Annotated in this window: 13 protein-coding genes; 7 read left to right on the plus strand and 6 right to left on the minus strand. The window is 64.0% G+C overall.

Going from position 1 to position 13818, the window contains the following annotated elements:
• Positions 1–2: 2 nt before the first annotated feature.
• Positions 3–647 (minus strand): MBL fold metallo-hydrolase, encoded by a 645-nt coding sequence (locus ACZ46K_RS19145; protein WP_054805721.1) that lies wholly within the window; start codon positions 645–647, stop codon positions 3–5.
• A gap of 121 nt (positions 648–768) precedes the next feature.
• On the minus strand, positions 769–1248 hold the full coding sequence (locus tag ACZ46K_RS19150; RefSeq protein WP_054805720.1) for a hotdog fold domain-containing protein: 480 nt from the start codon (positions 1246–1248) through the stop codon (positions 769–771).
• A gap of 57 nt (positions 1249–1305) precedes the next feature.
• Here ACZ46K_RS19150 and ACZ46K_RS19155 point away from each other — a divergent pair, with 57 nt between their 5' ends.
• Complete coding sequence (locus tag ACZ46K_RS19155) at positions 1306–1770, plus strand: SRPBCC family protein (RefSeq protein ID WP_054805719.1); 465 nt, start codon at positions 1306–1308, stop codon at positions 1768–1770.
• 12 nt (positions 1771–1782) lie between these two features.
• Here ACZ46K_RS19155 and ACZ46K_RS19160 read toward each other — a convergent pair whose 3' ends face one another.
• The gene (locus ACZ46K_RS19160) at positions 1783–2325 is read right to left on the minus strand and encodes a CGNR zinc finger domain-containing protein (protein ID WP_054810241.1); all 543 of its coding nucleotides are present in this window, start codon (positions 2323–2325) and stop codon (positions 1783–1785) included.
• Between the two features lie 26 nt (positions 2326–2351).
• Between ACZ46K_RS19160 and ACZ46K_RS19165 the strand changes: the two genes are divergently transcribed.
• A complete protein-coding gene (locus ACZ46K_RS19165; protein WP_464744166.1) occupies positions 2352–2558 on the plus strand; it encodes a hypothetical protein in 207 nt (68 codons plus the stop codon).
• 481 nt (positions 2559–3039) lie between these two features.
• Positions 3040–3744, plus strand: coding sequence for a class I SAM-dependent methyltransferase (locus ACZ46K_RS19170; RefSeq protein WP_464744168.1), 705 nt, complete (start codon positions 3040–3042; stop codon positions 3742–3744).
• A 101-nt stretch (positions 3745–3845) separates the two neighbouring features.
• Here ACZ46K_RS19170 and ACZ46K_RS19175 read toward each other — a convergent pair whose 3' ends face one another.
• Positions 3846–5084 (minus strand): Glu/Leu/Phe/Val dehydrogenase dimerization domain-containing protein, encoded by a 1239-nt coding sequence (locus tag ACZ46K_RS19175; RefSeq protein ID WP_464744170.1) that lies wholly within the window; start codon positions 5082–5084, stop codon positions 3846–3848.
• 150 nt (positions 5085–5234) lie between these two features.
• Between ACZ46K_RS19175 and ACZ46K_RS19180 the strand changes: the two genes are divergently transcribed.
• Positions 5235–6191, plus strand: coding sequence for a LysR substrate-binding domain-containing protein (locus tag ACZ46K_RS19180; protein WP_054805718.1), 957 nt, complete (start codon positions 5235–5237; stop codon positions 6189–6191).
• A gap of 78 nt (positions 6192–6269) precedes the next feature.
• On the opposite strand, the gene ACZ46K_RS19185 is transcribed toward ACZ46K_RS19180, so the two are convergent.
• Entirely contained in the window at positions 6270–7796 is a 1527-nt protein-coding gene (locus ACZ46K_RS19185; protein ID WP_464744172.1) for an ABC transporter substrate-binding protein, read from the minus strand.
• Positions 7797–7992: 196 nt separating this feature from the next.
• Here ACZ46K_RS19185 and ACZ46K_RS19190 point away from each other — a divergent pair, with 196 nt between their 5' ends.
• Positions 7993–9582: an acyl-CoA synthetase gene (locus tag ACZ46K_RS19190; protein WP_464744174.1), complete on the plus strand. Its 1590-nt coding sequence runs from the start codon at positions 7993–7995 to the stop codon at positions 9580–9582.
• Between the two features lie 4 nt (positions 9583–9586).
• Here the strand turns inward: ACZ46K_RS19190 and ACZ46K_RS19195 are convergent, their stop codons facing one another.
• Positions 9587–11086: a protein adenylyltransferase SelO gene (locus ACZ46K_RS19195; protein ID WP_464744176.1), complete on the minus strand. Its 1500-nt coding sequence runs from the start codon at positions 11084–11086 to the stop codon at positions 9587–9589.
• 125 nt (positions 11087–11211) lie between these two features.
• Here ACZ46K_RS19195 and ACZ46K_RS19200 point away from each other — a divergent pair, with 125 nt between their 5' ends.
• Both ACZ46K_RS19200 and ACZ46K_RS19205 read left to right on the plus strand, forming a co-directional pair.
• Positions 11212–11541, plus strand: coding sequence for a hypothetical protein (locus tag ACZ46K_RS19200; protein ID WP_464744178.1), 330 nt, complete (start codon positions 11212–11214; stop codon positions 11539–11541).
• On the plus strand, positions 11538–13793 hold the full coding sequence (locus ACZ46K_RS19205; protein WP_054805717.1) for a TPR repeat domain-containing protein: 2256 nt from the start codon (positions 11538–11540) through the stop codon (positions 13791–13793). The genes ACZ46K_RS19200 and ACZ46K_RS19205 overlap by 4 nt, the downstream gene beginning before the upstream one ends.
• Positions 13794–13818: the final 25 nt, after the last annotated feature.

Genomic DNA, 13818 nt, shown 5'->3' on the forward strand with positions numbered 1-13818 from the left:
CCTCAGCGCCTCACGGCACCAGACAGTCCGGCCAGGGCCTGCTCGATATGAGATCGCCATTCCTGTGGATCGATCCTGTGTACCGCCGACTCACTGGGGAAGGCACTGGAGATCACCACATCCGGCGTCAGCGTGCCCAGCAGCCGCAGACTGTCGGCGAGAGTACGGGAGTCGCTGAAGCTTTCGATGTAGCCTGCCGTCCACTCTCCTGACGCGCCGACGAACAATGTGTCGCCGGTGAACAGGTAGCGGGATCCGCCCGCGCCCGGAACCAGATAGCAGACACTGCCGATGGTGTGCCCGGGTGTCGGAATCACCTCCACTCCATTGTGATCGGTGGGCCGGTTCCCCAGCGGGACGGCGATGGGTGCGTGTCTGCCGATCGCGTCGGATTCGGCAGCGGGTGCGTGCAACTTCGCACCGAACCGCTCGGCGATCCTTCCGAGCATCGGGCCCGCTTCATCCTGATGGGACAAATACTGATCAGTGAATCCGCCTCGTCGTTCCAATTCGGCGAAGTCCGACTCGCCGGCGACCGAGTAGAACAGCACGTTGGTGGTTCCGGTCCACAGGTAGGCATGGGTGGTCAGGCCGGGAAACGGATTGTCTTGTTGTGTTTCCCACAGGTCGGGCAGTACTTGGCGCATCGTTGTTGCTCCTCGTTGTCGGTATTGGACCACAACTCCACGGTGCAACCTCGAGCCCACTCGAGGTCAAGGACTCCAACTGATTCACCATGATGGGGAAGTAGGCGTCGTACCGGGTGCGCTAGCGCGGCGTCACCCAGATCGTGATGTCCGCGTGCACGACCTCGGCTCCGGCAATGTCGTAGACACGCACCGGGACAACCAGTTCCAGACCTTCGGGAACTGATGCGAAGTCCGGGAGCGAGCCGAGTTCGGCCACCGCGCGAAGACCGGATTCTGCCTTGGCAAGGTACTGGGTGGACATGGCTTTCGGGATCCATCGATGCGTCGAGGGCACTGTCGCCTCGGCGAGCATCCCCATGGCTGCTTCGGCAAGGTTGCACGCAGCGATTGCATGGAAGGTGCCGAGATGGTTGTGGACGCCCCACCATTTCGGGGCTCGCACCTCACAGCGGCCCGGTTCGAGCTCGGTGACGCGGGGCAGCACCGTCGCGAAGAAAGGTACGCGCACGCACATGCCCACCGAGAAGAGCGCGGATCCCAACGCGTTGCGCGGCAGCTTCAACCAGCTTCGATACGTCGATGTCAGGGCAGATTCCATGCCACTACCTTACTCCAAAGTAAGAACGGGGTGAGGCGACTGTGGTTGGATCGGGCCATGACCGAGGAGAACGACATCGCCACCGTCGTCAGCGCCGGCCGAGTCATCGCGGCCCGGCTCGAAGTTGTATTCGAACTGATCGCCGACCCGACCCAGCAACCACGCTGGGACGGCAACGACAACCTCGCCGAGGCAGCACCCGGCCAACGGGTGCAGGCGGTCGGCGACGTGTTCACCATGGTCCTCAGCAACGGCAAGTTCCGGGACAATCACATCGTGGAATACGAGGAAGGTCGTCTCATCGCCTGGCGGCCGTCGCCGCAGGGCGGGCGCCCGCCCGGACATCTGTGGCGCTGGGAGCTCGACCCGGTCGACGCGGACCACGTCCGCGTCACGCACACCTACGACTGGACCGAATTGACCGACGAGTCGCGGCTCGAGCGCGCACGTGCCACCACATCGGACAAGCTTGCAGCTTCGGTGGACCGGCTCGCCGCACTCGCCGAGTCGACTCGCCCATGACCCCGCCTCCGCTCAGCGACCGTGTTTGGTCTTCGCCCGGTGTCGACGGACGGCATCGCGGTTCGCGCAACGCACAGAGCAGTACCGCTGACGACCGTTGCGGGTGATGTCGACGACGACGGCCGAGCACGGATCCCCTGGGACCTGCCCTGCGGCGCAACGTCCGAGACGGTGCATTCCGCGGGTGGTGAGGTGCAGCGCCGTGCCGACGCTGATGATGGACCGGAGCACGTCGGGTAGCGATTTCTCTTCGGCGCGGTAGTGCAGATGCCAGCCCTCGCCGTCGTGATCGGTCAGCCGTGGATATGCCGACGCGGTGGCCATCTGTGCGTTGAGCAGGCGTGCGCGTTCCTGCGGGTCGGACGCGTCGACAACCGTCAACCACTCGTCGATGACCGTCCGGGTGAGTGCATGGTCGTCCGACGCCTCGTCGAATTCCATCGTCATCCCGACGTCCCGGGTTCGCGTCTCGATCTCGGTTCGTGTGGCGGGCCAGTCATTGGCCAGTGACGCGGCGAGGACGACTGCATACTCGCCGTAAGGGTTGAGGTGCATAACGGCATTACATCATGGTGGGTGGCATGATCACACGGGAAACCTACGAAAACCCCACACCCGCCGGCACGCAGGGCACCACCCACGAACACGGGTGGGCGGTCGAGTCGAGCCACGCGACTTCGATGGGTCGAGTGCTCTACGTCCTCTGCGAAGCGTGCGGAGCGCGGCGTGTCGATCTCCAACACCACACTCGGACTCCCCCGGCGGCACTCAGCAAAAATCTCACCTGACAGTGTCCGAGCACCGAAATCGGCATGACGCAGCGGTGCCGGATCCGCAATACTGTGTCGTTCGCCTGCAATCGACGAAAGAGGGCAGATCCATGGCTGGAGTTATCGAGCGAGAGGACGGTACTCGCATTCACGGACCGGGGAAGTTGTCGGCCGAACGCCTTCAACACGAACTGGCATTGCGCCGGCGGGCGAATCGAATCCCCGGACGCCGTCACCACGACGGAAAGGGCGGTCGCCGCCAACAACGCCGCGCAGCCACGTCGTCGTGGTGACGGACATGCCCCTTCTCAGTTCCGGCTCGGCAATCGAAAGCCGCGTCGGCTACGGTGTCCGCATGTTGTCCACTACACGTGCATGGTGGCGGCCGCTCCGGCGGTCGTGACCATTGCGCGTGTCCCGAGTCGCCTTCCGCTGGCGGCTCGGCCCTGAGAGACAAGCGACGTCAGTGGAGGCGGCTCCCGAATCTATGGAGCTTTCGATGCCGACAGAATCCGATCCACCCACCGCTATCGGCGACATCCTCGTCAGTTCACGGTCACTGGCGGAGTACCGAGCGATGTTCGCCCTCACCGACGACGACCTGCGTCGCCGGATCCTCGACTGTCCGGGCGGTACTGCAAGTTTCACAGCCGAAGTGTGCGCAGCCGGCGGCGACGTCACCGCCTGTGATCCGGTCTATGGGCGGTGCACGACCATAGAGCTGGCAGCCATGGCTCAGCGGGAATCCGATCGGGGCAACCGGTACTGCCGCAGCCACGCGGACGATTATGTGTGGACATTCTTTTCGGATCCGGACGATCATGCCTTCTCACGTAACGAAGCCGGCCGTCGGTTCTCAGACCACCACCTCTTCCATCCCGAGCGCTACATCGCAGGCGCGCTCCCCAAATTGCCTTTCGGCGACGACGCTTTCGATTTGGTGCTCAGCTCTCACCTGCTGATCAGCTACGCGGATCGGTTCGATCGGTCGTTCCATCACAACGCTGTGCGTGAACTCATGAGGGTCGCAGCGACCGAGGTACGCATCTTCCCGCTCGTCACTATGGATACGACCGAGTATCCGCATCTCGACGCCCTGCGACAGTGTCTCGCCGACGACGGCATCACCACTGACATTCTCAGCGTCGATTACGAGTTCCAAGCTGGTGCCAACGCGATGCTCGTGTGCACTCGGAGCTCCTGATCAGAAATGACAGTCACTCGAGTGTGACAGTAACTTTCCACCTGTCGTGCGGGTTTCCGTGGGTCGTGTTCGTGACGAAACCCGCACGCCGGGTGGAACGTTTACGGGATCACCAGCACAGGCACCACACCGGGATCCACCACCGCCGACGCACCGTGGTGAGCAGCGACCAACTCGTCCGCGGTCTGTCGCGGCGGCACCCGATCGAGCAACCAACGCTCGACCAGCAGCGCGACCTTGGCCAACATCTCGGTACGCAACCGCAGGAACGAATCCTCAGGGTCGTCGCCGACCTGACCGAGCAGCACCCACCACGCCCAGGCGACAGCCCCGGCATTGGCAACGAAATCCGGTACCACCGGAATACCTCGCCCGATCAGAGCCGCCTCGGCCTCCGGGGTCGTCGCAGCATTCGCGGCCTCGACCACGACCTTCGCGGCGACCTGGTCGACGTTGTCCGTCGTGATCGCATACGAGATCGCGGCGGGGACGAAGATGTCGGCCGCGACACCGACCACGGCCGCGCGCGGCAACTGTTGAACGTGCGCCGGGACCCGCGTGCGATCGATCTCCCCGTAGGCGTCACGCAGTTCGAGCAGAGCCGGAATGTCGAGTCCGGCGGCACAGTACAGCGTGCCTGCGGCATCGGCGACAGCGATCACGCGAACGCCGGCCTCATGCAGATACCACGCGGCACCACCTCCCATGGTGCCGATGCCCTGGATCGCGACGGTCGTGTCGGCAAGCGCCCATTCGTGCGCGTGCATGGTGCCGATGCAGGCCTGCGCGACTCCGTACCCACCGACCACATCTCCGAGCAGGAAACCGCCGGTCACCGGCGCGTTCAGCGCTGTCCGGACGCGCTGCAGCGTCCGTTCCGGATCCTGGGAGCGCCCGATCGCCGCGTGGTAGGACTGCTGAAGTCCGAGCCGCGCGAAGACATCGTCGATCAGATGCTGAGGCACTCCCAGGTCCTCCGCGGTGACCCAATGTGTGTCCAGCCACGGACGCATCGCGTGGCAGAACCGCTCCAGGACACCGACCGCACGGGGATCCTTCGGGTCGAAGTCGATGCCACCCTTCGCACCGCCGACCGGCAGGTCGAACACTGCGGTCTTCGCCGCCATCCCGCGGGCCAGATCCTCGACCTCCGACACCGTGCAACCCGCCCTCATCCGGGTGCCGCCGGTGGAAAGCCCGGACACGGATGTGTGCACGACGAGATAGCCGTGTGCTCCGGTGATCGGGTCTGTCCAGGTCATACGCAAGAGGGGCTCACGGGGACCTTGCTCCCTGTTGTCCGGTCCTTGCCCGAACGCACGCTCCATCGTCGAGGTCATAGTGAGCCACCCCAATCATCCGCAGTAAATTTTCGTCGCCACGAGTAATCGGCTGACAACGCCAGCGTGCATTCATCCACGACCCCGCGTCCAGTTACGAAACATGAATGATTGCGTTCACGGTTCCTACACAGCCCTTACCCTGGCGGTATGGAGCTGTCCCTGCGTCGGTTACGGATGCTTCGGGAGTTACATCGCCGAGGCACCGTGACCGCTGCTGCCGCGGCATTGCATTACACCACCTCGGCCGTCTCCCAACAGCTCGCGTTACTCGAACGAGACGTCGGCGCAACTCTTTTCGTGCGACATGGCCGCCGGGTGCAGCTCACCGAGGCCGGTCTCGTCCTCGCCGAACACGCCGAGGAGATCCTCCGCTCGGTGGAACGCGCCACGACCGCTCTCGAACGCACCCAGGACGGAGTCACCGCACGATTGGTCGGTGGCGTGTGGGCGTCGGTCGCGTCGAGTCTGCTCCCGAAGGCACTGACCTTGCTCGCGATCGAGCATCCTGGCATCGAGGTCCGCACGAAGGAGCTCGCGCCGGAGGACACCGCGGGTGCCGTCCAGGTCGGCACGTTGGATTTCTCGTTCGTGATCGACTACTCCAACTATCCGATGCCGTGGGATCCCGCATTGACCAGGGTGGTCATCGCGGTAGAGCGACTACACGCGGTCATGCCTCCCGGGACGGCACCGGCCGAGACCATGACGTTGGCGGATCTCGCCGAGTACCCGTGGGTGCTGGCCGGACCCACCTCCCATTTCGGCCGAGCGGTGCGCATGGCGTGTCAACGCTCCGGGTTCGAGCCCAGGATCAACCACGAGGTCGGCGAGCAGGCGACGGCACTCGCGATGGTCGCTGCGGGCCTGGGCGTCACCCTCGTCTCCGACCTCGGGCTGACCTTGCCTCCACCGGGGATAGAAGTGGTCGCGCTGACCGACCCGCTGATGCGCACGATCTCCATCGCCCATCGCGGCGCCGACGCACAACGACGGCCGCTGCAGTTGGTGATCGACGCGGTCCGCACCGCCGCGGCCGCCCAGGGTCTCGCGGTGTCGTCGTCGCCCGAGGAGCCCACGGCCACGCACGATTACTCGCGGGACTGAGATCGGGCACCACCGGTCAGTTGTACGGCGACACGAGGTCGACGAGCTGTGTGCACGTCTGCTCAGCGGCTCCGGACTCTATCCTGTCGTCCACAACAGCTCAGGTCGGATCGATCCCATCCCATACATCTGCACGCCGTGGACTCCCTCGCCGAGGACAGCGGCCGGCGCTGTACGGATGTACCACACGGCAGGGTTGAGGTCGACGATTCGCTGCTGGGCTGTTTCGTAGGCTGCGGCACGATCCTCGAGTTCGGCCGCCGTCCGGCCTTCGTCGATGGCGGCGTTGAGCTCGGGGTCGTTGATGCCGCTGAAGTTCCCGGTCGAGTCGCCATGGAAATTGCCCCACAGTGCCGTATCGGGGTCGAGGATCGTTGCCGACGTGATTGCCACATCGAAATCGTAGGTGTTGAGCCGCGGCAGCGCGGAGGTGAAGTCCAGGACTTCGACCTGAACCTCGACCCCGTCGAATGCGCTCAACTGCGCTTGGACCGCTTCCGCGACGGCCTTGTTCTCGACCGAGGTGTAGGCCAGGAAGGTGAACGACACGGGCTTGCCCTCGGCTGCGAGTTCGTCGAACAACTTTCGCGCCGCGTCCGGATCGTGCGTCGAGATCGGGATGTCCGCATAGAACGGTGAGTTCTCGTCGAACAAGGTGCGCGGAAGTTCGGCGCGGCCTGCAAAGACCACCTCGTTCAGTGCGTCGATGTCGATAGCGAGCGCGAGTGCTCGCCGAGCGCGTTCGTCGTCGAACGGCGCCCGGCGGGTGTTCAACGCCAGAAACTGCCCGCCGCCCGTGGGTTCGACGATGACGCGGAGACCGGCATCTTCTGCGCGCCCGAGAGAAGCCCAGCTCGCTTCGATAGCAAGACCCGCATCGCCCGAGATCACGGCATTGACACGTTGATTCGTGTCGCCGTTGTGAACGAGTTCGATTCCGTCCAGGTAGGGCGCCGGCTCGTATCCGGGGTTGCGTTCGAGGACGATGCGGTCCTGTCGCCGCCATTGCGTCATCGTGTACGGGCCGGCCCCGACGGGATGTTCGTCGAATGCCTGACGTCCCGCCCCGAGCGCGGTGGGAGAAGCGACCCAGTTCAAGCCGCCCCACACCACGGCCTGCGCATAGTGCGGGTTGGGTGATGCGAGTGTCACCCGCAGCGTCAGTGGATCGGTCACTTCGAGAGCTGCGATCTGCGATGCCTGGATCAACGACGGTGATCCGGAGTTCTGATCACGCATGCGTTCCCAGTTGTACCGGACGGCTTCGGCGTCGTACGCGGTTCCGTCGGTGAAGAGGAGCCCCTCGCGCAACTTCAGCTCGAAGGTCGCACCCCCGTCTGCGGTGTCGAATGATTCTGCGAGGACGGGCGTGATCTCGAGTGTCTCGGGGTCGTTGACCAGTAGCGTTCCGTACAGCGCGTTGCCGATGAGACTGTTCGATACCCAGGCGTTGACGAGAGTCGCCGGATCGAGCGAACGCGGCTCACCGCCCTGCACGACGCTGACCGTCCCACCCTGGATCGGGTCGCCGACCTCTGCCTCATCGGTGCGCACTGCACCGCCGTTCCCGCAGGCTCCCACCATGACCATCGACGCGACAAGCACTACCAGCAGCATTGGTCGTCGAATTCGCGATCGGCGACACGAAAGGTTCAACATCTGGACTCCTTCATTGGAGTGCTTGCGGGAGCATGGGTTCGGCTCGAACAGAAAACTCGGGGTGGCCCGGGCATTGCCGAAACGATACTCTCATATACAAGAATATCATTCTCTAGCGCATGTCGAACCAGGAGAGGCCCCCATGACAGCAGCCGCTGCCGAACCGATGGAGCTCGCACTGACTCCCACCTCCCACGCACTGCGCACACCCGATGCGCCCGCGATCATCATGGGCGATGGAGGCGTGATCACCTACCGAGAACTGGACGATCGATCCGCACGGTTCGCGACGTACCTGCGCGCGCAAGGCCTCACCACCGGCGACCACATCGCCATCCTCATGGAGAATTCTCGGGCCTTTCTCGAAGTCGCGTGGGCAGCCCAACGCTCGGGCCTGTACTACACAGCGATCAATCGACACCTGCGACCCGCCGAGGTGCAGTACATCCTCGATGATTCCGGCTCGGCTGCCCTGATCACGACCGCGTCGATGTCCGACGTCATCGGCGGTCTCGATCTGGCGAACATCGGCGTCCGCGTGTGTAGCGACGGCGCACTGCCCGGCTTCGACGACTACGTATCGATCCTCGACAGCAACGATCCGATGCCGCTCGACGAGTGCATCGAAGGCCGCGAGATGTTGTATTCGTCCGGAACCACCGGACGCCCCAAGGGCGTTCGCAAACCACTACCGGCCACGCCGTTCGGTGATCCCACCTCGCCGCCCGTACAGGTCGCCAAGGGCATCGCAGCGCGAGGAATCACCGCGGGAAGCGTGTACCTTTCACCGGCACCGCTGTACCACGGTTCCCCGCTGGTGTTCTGCATGTCGGCGCAGCGTCTCGGCGCCGCCGTCGTCGTGATGGAACGTTTCGATCCGGTCCGGTGTCTCGAACTCATCGAACGGCACCGCGTCACCTATGCGCAGTTCGTGCCGACGATGTTCGTGCGGATGCTCAAACTGTCCGACGAGGAACGAGCGGTATACGATCTGTCGTCGCTCGAGGAAGTCACACACGGTGCAGCGCCGTGTCCAGTGTCGGTGAAGTACCGGATGATCGAATGGATGGGCCCGATCATCCACGAATACTATTCGGGCACCGAGGATGTCGGAGCCACGCAGATCTCGTCCCCGGAGTGGCTCGCACACCCCGGCTCCGTCGGCAAACCCATGCAGGCATGCCACATCGTCGGCGAGAACGGGGAGGAATTGCCCGCCGGTGACGTCGGTGTCGTGTACTTCGACGGCGGCCGCCCTTTCGAATACCACAACGACCCCGAGAAGACCGCTGGCGTCACTCATCCGAATGGGTGGCGCACGCTCGGCGACATGGGATACGTCGACGACGAAGGATATCTCTATCTCACCGACCGGCAAGCCCTGATGATCATCTCCGGTGGGGTGAACATCTACCCGCAGGAGACCGAGGACGTTCTCATCGGTCATCCCGCAGTGCTCGACGTCGCTGTCATCGGCGTTCCCGACGAGGAGATGGGCGAAGCGGTGAAGGCGGTCGTGCAATTGGTCGACCCCGATGCCGCGACCGCCGCGCTCGCGGAAGAACTTCAGACCTACTGCCACCGCGAACTCGCCACCTACAAGTGCCCACGCAGCATTGATTTTGTGGACGCACTCCCCCGCGACCCGAACGGCAAGCTGTACAAGCGGCACATTCGTGAGGAGTACTGGCAAGGACACGCCGCGGGTCGCACACGACTCGTTCAGGGCTGACCTGTCATGTGCCGCAGAATGTCCGGAAGGTGTCGCTGAACTCCCGCGGTGCAGGGGTGGTGTACTCGGTCCACTCATCGCGACGCTCGAACGGATGCGTCACGACCTCCAACAGCTTCTCGAACGGAGCGAGATCACCGGCCGTCGCGGCGCGTAAAGCCTCGTCGACCCGGTGATTGCGCGGGATGTAGAGCGGGTTGACGCGGTCCATCGAGTCCGCCGTGTCGTGCTCGTGCCCCTCGAGTGCACCGCGCCACCGTGTCAGCCACGGACCGATGTGCTCGCGCGGGACGAGTCGGTCGAGTGGCGTCGTGTTTCCACGGAGTTCGTCCGCCAGGGCCCGGAAGGTGCCTGTCCAATCGGCTGAGTGTTCGGTCATCAGCGTCAGCAGATCGTCGACCAACGCTCGATCGACGTCCTCGACGTTCAGGCCCAGCTTGGCCGCGATTCCGCGTGAGTAGTGGTTCTCGTAGTGTTCATCGAAGGTGCCGAGGACCGCGGTCGCTGCAGGGATCGCAGCGTTCGGATCGGAATCGATCAGTGGTAGAAGCGCTTCGGCGAAACGCGCCAGATTCCATTTCAGGACGGTGGGCTGGTTGCCGAACGCGTAGCGGCCGTTCTGGTCGATGGAGCTGAATACCGCGGCCGGGTCGTAGGAGTCCAGGAAGGCGCACGGACCGTAGTCGATGGTCTCCCCCGAGATCGTCGTGTTGTCGGTGTTCATCACCCCGTGCACGAAACCGGTGAGCATCCATCGCGCGACCAAGGAAGCCTGCACTTCGACCACCGCCCCGAGGAACGCCGGGTAGCGGTTCCCTTCACCTTCCGCAGGTAGTTCGGCGAGCTCCGGGTAGTGGCGGGCGATCGCGTAGTCGGCGAGCGTACGCAGGATCTCACCCTGACGGACCGCGAGTTCGAAGGTCCCTACCCGGAGGTGACTCGCTGCGACGCGCGCGAGCACGGCACCGGGCTCGACGCCGTTACGGTGCACGGGACGGCCCGTCGCCACCACCGACAGCGCGCGGGTGGTGGGGATGTCGAGGGCATTCATAGCCTCGCTCACCAGGTATTCGCGCAGCATCGGGCCGACCACCGCGAATCCGTCGCCGCCCCGGGAGAACGGAGTGGGCCCCGAGCCCTTGAGATGCAGGTCGACCCGTCGACCGTCGGTGTCCACGAGTTCGCCGAGCAGCAGCGCTCTGCCGTCCCCGAGGAGCGGGGCGTACCCGCCGAACTGGTGGCCCGCATACGCCATCGCGACCGGCTGCGATTCGGCAGGCGCCGCCGCCCCGGACAGGACCGCGATCCCGTCGTCGCTGCGCAGCGTGGCGGCATCCGAACCCAGCGACATCGCGAGCTGCTCGTTGAGCACGAGCAGTGTCGGGTCCGGGACCTCGGCGCCCTGCCACACCACAGTGAGGACGCCGAGCTCGTCGACGAAGGTGCTCTCGAGCCCGCGTACCGCCGTGTTCGTGTCTACTGGTGAATCCGGAATCGCCGCCATCCTTCGAGAGTAGTCACTGCACGTTCCGGTTGGCTGCCGTCCGCCCTGGCGCCGAACCGACGCGACGGTCGGCTCTGCTAGTCTCCATCGCTGTCAAGGGGGGGGGACACATGCCGAATGATGCCTTGAGAGTTGATCTTGATCGACTCTCGCACCTGTCGGGCCGGCTCGACCAACTCGCGCGAAGCGCCGAAACATTGAAAGTCGTACCGCACGAGCCCTGGATCGACGCTCCCGCAACGAGCCTGTCGTCGCTTCGGGCCGTCATCAGTATCTCCACCGACCTACTCGACACAGCGTTGGTTGCTGCCGTCACCGAACGGTTCGAGGAAACCGCCGACGTGATGCGTCAAGTCGTGGTCCAGTACAGGAAGGCCGACGACAGCCTGGCCGAACAGCTTGCCGCAACTTATCTGTCGGCCACCGGTGCCTGGACCACGGGCAGCGACACATGACGCCGACCCGAACCCAGGTCGAGAACTGGACGCCCGGATCACTGCTCACCTGGCGTGACGGGTGGTTGAGCTTCGGGACGAGTATCGAAGCACTCTTCGACACGTACGCCGCCTCCGTCGAGAAGGTCGACGGCCAGTACTGGGAAGGTGTGGCCGCCGAAGCGGCCTTCGAGCGCGCCCAGAACGACCGCGCCACCGCACGCACCATCGTCGACACGCTCGAGCGCGTAGCCGGAACCATCACCACGGGGTACCACGCGATCAAAGGCAACCTCGACGTTGCACGCGACGCTCTCGCCACCGCCCAGGAGAACTGCTTCACCATCACCGAGAACCTCGAGGTGATCCACCCCCACGCCGAGGACGACGCAGACCGCGAGACGTTCCGGGTAGGGCTGCAAACCACCCTGCAGCGCTATGCCACGCTCGCCGAACAGGCAGACCTCGATTTGACGCGCAGCCTGGAAGAGGCCCGCACCAGCCTGCGGATCGCCTTCACTTCCGCAGCCGCGCTCGGCGACACTCAGGCCACGGCCGATGCCGCCTCCCTTGCGGCCGGAACCGCTGACGCCGAGACCCTGCACCGCATCGTCGAATCGGGAACTCTCACGCCTGAGCAACTCGCCGACCTACGCGCCGGCGAACCTGCCTCGATTCCGGCCTCACAGATGGAATATCTCAGCACCGTCGCCCGCTCACTCGACACACTCAGCCCACGCGAGCTGGAACAATTGATGTCGTCCCTCCCGGAAGAAGCACGGGCAGGTCTAGCCAACTCGCTGCAGATCATCTCGACCGACACCGTCACCGTCGCGACCAGCGGAGACCCCGACGTCCCCGCGCAGGGCGGCTTCGACCTCCTCCCCGAGGGCATCCGCGACTCGTTGTCGCGTGAAGACCGCGTGGTCCACGGTGTCGAGTCGATGGGAGGAACTGCCCTGCGTCAGACCACGCTCCACGGTGTTCCGGATGCGCATGCAATCGCATCGATCGTCTCCGCAGGGGACGGCGAGTACCGCAACGGCAGCGAACTCGACAAGCAGCTCCTCGCTGCCGGTCGCGAGTATCTCGATGCACAAGTCACACACGATCAGGATCCCCAAGCCAACATGACCATCTTCGAGGTCGACGGCCACACCCCGAGCGATCCGTACCTCGACCCGATATTCGCAGCCGTCTCCGACGATCGAGTTGCCATCGAGCAGGCAGTCACGGATCCAAACGGATCTGAATTCATACGAGATGTCCTGACCCACTCGTGGTCGGACGAATCCACGGTGCAGCCGATGTTCCACTTCGACGAACTCGAAGGCGCTGTAGGGGATCCGAACGATCCCGTCGATGTTGCAGAGGCGACCCGGACTGGACAGATCATGTCGGCGGTCGCGGCGGCGATGAGCACAGATGCTGCGTGGCAGCAGATGTCGAGCATCCCCGGTACGGACCATCAATCCATCGGCGAGGTGAACCCCGAACTGGTGCGCACCATTTCCCACAGTATGACCCCGTACATCCCGAGCCTCGTGAACGTCGAAGTACCTGATCGGCCCGGCTTCGACATTGAGGGGTGGACGGACCCCGAGGGTTCCCGAAGCTACCGTGGATCCGCCAACGTCTTCGCCGCGTTGAGTACGGATGAGGAAGCTGGGACACACTTCCAATCCCACGCCCTGCAAGAGTCCGTCTCGGCCCAGATCCGATTCGGAGAGAACCCGGATGCTCCGAATTCGAACCAGCATCTCGCCAACGCCGGGCAACTCTTGGCGTTGACCGACAAGGGCATCGAAATGTCGATGCAGGACCGCTACGACGACGATGCCGCCCGCGACCTGGCTGTGTACGAACAAAAGGCAAACGCCTACAACGCTGTAACGTGGCTCGGAGGTCATGTTCTCCCCGGCACTGATTTGCTCTTCGACACTATTTCCGCTGGCGGAGAGCCAATGAAGGAATCGGTGATCGGCCCCAAACCGGACCCCGCAGCCGAAGCTTACGTGAATCGTCCAAATTTCCAGCGCCTCAGCTACTTTTCTCTGGCGGCATTTCAAGACTTCCCAGAAGATCTTCGAACCAGATATCGCGATGTATTCGAGGAAAACGGAAATATCCGTCCTTACGATGAGCTCTTTTCAGTATCTGGCAACACCGCGAGTTGGTCAGCTACTGACTATCTGCTCGCCAATCTGTTGAGCGAATCGGGTAACCAGTACGGTCTTCGTCTCGCGTATGACGAAGTCAAGCCACCTAGTTGACCACCACAGGTCCACGCGCATCCAC

The organism is Rhodococcus sp. JCM 9793 (assembly GCF_055380405.1).

What these genes read in the sequence shown, in the direction of transcription:
- ACZ46K_RS19145 (WP_054805721.1), bottom strand. Translation starts at nt 647, where the DNA reads ATGCGCCAAGTACTGCCCGACCTGTGGGAAACACAACAAGACAATCCG.
- ACZ46K_RS19150 (WP_054805720.1), bottom strand. Translation starts at nt 1,248, where the DNA reads ATGGAATCTGCCCTGACATCGACGTATCGAAGCTGGTTGAAGCTGCCG.
- ACZ46K_RS19155 (WP_054805719.1), top strand. Translation starts at nt 1,306, where the DNA reads ATGACCGAGGAGAACGACATCGCCACCGTCGTCAGCGCCGGCCGAGTC.
- ACZ46K_RS19160 (WP_054810241.1), bottom strand. Translation starts at nt 2,325, where the DNA reads ATGCACCTCAACCCTTACGGCGAGTATGCAGTCGTCCTCGCCGCGTCA.
- ACZ46K_RS19165 (WP_464744166.1), top strand. Translation starts at nt 2,352, where the DNA reads ATGATCACACGGGAAACCTACGAAAACCCCACACCCGCCGGCACGCAG.
- ACZ46K_RS19170 (WP_464744168.1), top strand. Translation starts at nt 3,040, where the DNA reads ATGCCGACAGAATCCGATCCACCCACCGCTATCGGCGACATCCTCGTC.
- ACZ46K_RS19175 (WP_464744170.1), bottom strand. Translation starts at nt 5,084, where the DNA reads ATGACCTCGACGATGGAGCGTGCGTTCGGGCAAGGACCGGACAACAGG.
- ACZ46K_RS19180 (WP_054805718.1), top strand. Translation starts at nt 5,235, where the DNA reads ATGGAGCTGTCCCTGCGTCGGTTACGGATGCTTCGGGAGTTACATCGC.
- ACZ46K_RS19190 (WP_464744174.1), top strand. Translation starts at nt 7,993, where the DNA reads ATGACAGCAGCCGCTGCCGAACCGATGGAGCTCGCACTGACTCCCACC.
- ACZ46K_RS19195 (WP_464744176.1), bottom strand. Translation starts at nt 11,086, where the DNA reads ATGGCGGCGATTCCGGATTCACCAGTAGACACGAACACGGCGGTACGC.
- ACZ46K_RS19205 (WP_054805717.1), top strand. Translation starts at nt 11,538, where the DNA reads ATGACGCCGACCCGAACCCAGGTCGAGAACTGGACGCCCGGATCACTG.